Origin of the sequence: Pseudoalteromonas sp. AOP7-A1-14, assembly GCF_052376275.1 — a bacterium.
Taxonomy (GTDB): Bacteria; Pseudomonadota; Gammaproteobacteria; order Enterobacterales; family Alteromonadaceae; genus Pseudoalteromonas.
Genome location: NZ_JBQSVO010000193.1, coordinates 1 through 3,229, shown reverse-complemented (window position 1 = coordinate 3,229; position 3,229 = coordinate 1). Strand labels below are relative to the sequence as shown.

The 3,229-nt window shown below is 33.2% G+C and carries 2 protein-coding genes; one reads left to right on the top strand and one right to left on the bottom strand.

Translation table 11 applies throughout. The annotated features are described in order from the left end of the window. Positions 1-866: ABC transporter substrate-binding protein (locus ACT3RM_RS17370; RefSeq protein ID WP_444511462.1), on the bottom strand; the 866-nt coding region annotated here is incomplete at its 3' end. Between the two features lie 201 nt (positions 867-1,067). On the opposite strand from ACT3RM_RS17370, the gene ACT3RM_RS17365 reads away from it, so the two are divergent. Beyond that, entirely contained in the window at positions 1,068-2,606 is a 1,539-nt protein-coding gene (locus ACT3RM_RS17365; RefSeq protein WP_441995383.1) for an alpha/beta hydrolase-fold protein, read from the top strand. Positions 2,607-3,229 lie beyond the last annotated feature (623 nt).

The window sequence follows — 3,229 nt, the reverse complement described above, 5'->3', positions numbered from 1 at the left end:
TAGCCACCTGTAAGTAAGTACCACTGATTTGCATTTAGATAAAATACATTTTTTTTTGTCCAAGCTTCAGAACTTTGAATAATAGAATACTTTTCAAATGCTTTACCAATTTGGCTACTCCCTCCAGTTGCTAAACCTCGATCGAGTATTATTAACCAGTCTGGGTTCTGAGCCATTCCTTGCTCCAGCAGCGAAAGATCGGGTGTATCTGTAGTGGTTTTATTAAATACTTTATCAGTCAGGTGATGATCATATTCAAGTCCTGTTAGTTTATAAATCATGCCAAAACGATCGCCTGGACTGTGAACGATAAATTCATCTTTCATGGTAAATAAAACTAAACCACTCCCCTGTTTTAATCCCTTACGTCGTAATTTCTCTACCTTAGTTTGAAGTTTCTGCGTATAGTTTTTAGCAATGGTTTGTTTATCAAAAATTTTTCCGTAAACCTTTAAGTTCCGAGATATGTCAGATAAGAAATTGTGCGGTGAAACGCTCATATCTATTGTAGGAGCTATTTTAGATAGATCATTTAATGCAGATTTCGAACGTGGCCCTACTATAATTAAATCAGGCTCTAAACTTTTGAGTACCGAAATATTAGGCTTAAATAAGCTCCCCGCTATCATTTTTTCTTTATTTCTATACGCAGACAAGTAATTTGGTAAAACACCGTCAGCGATAGCAATTGGCTCGATCCCCATTAAATCAAGAGTATCCAGTGCGGCAAAATCGTATACAACAACTCGTGTAGGTTTTTTATTCAATAATATACTTTTCCCGTTAATATCAACTAATAATGGGTAATCAGTATTTGCATAAACAGAATGTGTAAAAAACAAACAAATTAAAAAAATCCGTTTCATTTAGATACCTTAAAATTTAAGTGTAAAAGTAAATCGCACTTTAACAACAGTCCTATATTTGTATTGATTTATCATAACAATCATCACATAATAAACGCAAATAAAAACGATTATCATTATATTGGGCGGTTTTAGTCTTTGTTAACTTAATAATCAAAGAGCTTGCGATTAAATATAATAATTAACGATTTAAGGAAGACTATGCGCTTAGGTACTTTATTGTTCATTACATTAACCTTCTGGTTCACAAGTAATGCTCACTCAAAGCAGAGTGAAATAACGCTAGATAAAACAAAAAAAACGTATACTTTTTTGGTAGATAAAGGAAGTTATATTAATGCGGTTGTTACTGCTGAAAACAAAACAGACGTTTCTTTAATTGATCAACAATCAAACCCTATTAGAAAAGTATTAGATAAAAATGCGAAGCAAGCTAGGCTACACTTTATTGCTGATTACGATCATCCTAAAATGATATATTCAGGATCAGTTCCAGAAATAAAAATTAACCGAATTGTTAGCAAGGCTGAGCAAGATAATTATATAAAACAAACCGACAGTAAATTAATAAATCAAGCTTTCTCGATGCTTAAATCCGGTGTTAGCACTGAAGATATATGGAATAAACTTATAAAAAATGGCTCTCCATTAATCGAGCAGGTTGATGATGAAACTCTCATAACATTTATTTACAAAGGTGCGAAAAACAATGTGCTTATTTTTGGAGCCCCTGCTAGTAATCATGGCTGGATGGAGCGACTTCAACAATCAAATATTTGGTATAAGAGCTATAAAGTGCCAAATACGACACGGCTTTCTTATAAATTAGCACCTGATGTACCACAATTTAACGCAGGGTCTTATGAAAAAAGAGTCGCATTACTTGCAACGGCGCAACGAGATCTTAATAATCCAAATTATTTTCCTAAAAACGCAAAAACAAAATATGAACAAAAGTCTGTTGTAGAATTAAATGATGCCCCGCCTCAATACCCAGCAACCTTATTAGACGAAGTTCCGACACCGCCTTTATCATTTGAACTAAATAGTGAGATATTAAAAAATAAACGTACTATTAAAGTTTATCGATTTGGTGATGTAACAAAGTCTGATGCAATTCAGCTTTTAATGTTTGATGGACTTAAATATCTAGAAAAAATTAACTTAAACTTAAAACTCAATACCTTAGTAAAAAATGGTTCTCTTCCTCCTATAGAAGCAATATTTATCGAAAGTTTAGATAGTAAAACTAGAGGCAAAGAATTACCCAGTAATGCTGATTTTACTAAAATGCTGACTAATGAGTTACTACCAACTATAGAAAAATCGTCGCCAGTTCAATTTTTAGCAAAACAAAGAGTGCTGGCTGGATCAAGCTATGGAGGTATTGGTGCATCTACTAATGCTTTTAGGCGCTCTGATATTTTTGGTAATGTAATTTCCTTAAGTGGTTCATATTGGTGGGACCCTAAAAATAATAAATCACTAACAACATATTATTTTTCTGAAAAGATCATGAATTCTAAAACTTTACCTATCAGATTTTTTATCAGTGCCGGGCTTTTTGAAGGTGCACGAAACGGTCAAAAGGGCATACTTGACGGAAGTAGACATTTGCGAGATATCCTAAAAGTTAAAGGCTATGATGTAAGTTATAGAGAGTATGCAGGCGGCCACGATTATCTGGTATGGCAAGGAACGCTTATCGATGGTTTATTTGCTTTATTTCCAGTACATTAAATCAACCATGACTCACCCATTACTGATAAGTTAACTATATAAACAAAGGCTATTTAAATTCAATTAGAGTTGATAGCCTTTAGTTTTAATAATAAAGGCTGCAAGTACCCACCTGACGATTAAACCCTTTCTTAACTACTAACTTTACACAAACTAGCCTAAATAATTTAAGCATCATTGAATACGAATATTAAATCTGTGATTAACTCCAGACGATTTATATGCCTCAGTTATCGGCAATATTAAAATAGGAATAAGAGAAGTAATAGGTAAAGTCTCAGACTATTGGTATTTAACACTATTGATAAATTATAGGCAAAAAAAAAGCGCTTAATTAGCGCTTTTTTGTTGCTTACATAAAAAACTTTATTTGAGCCAGTAAATTAGGCTTTGAGTTTATACTGATTCTAAGTCAAATAATTGCGCGGCGGTAAATAAAAAAACAGCCCAAGCTTAGTAACTACTAAACTTGAACCGCCTTTGACAACATCTTCACACACAATTATAAAGATTCGGTTTTAGCCTGTTTGATCAGGCTTTAAATTTATATCGGCTGTAAGCCAATTAACTGCGTGGTAGCAAAATAAAAACAGTTCAAGCTTAGTAATCACTAAACTTGAACC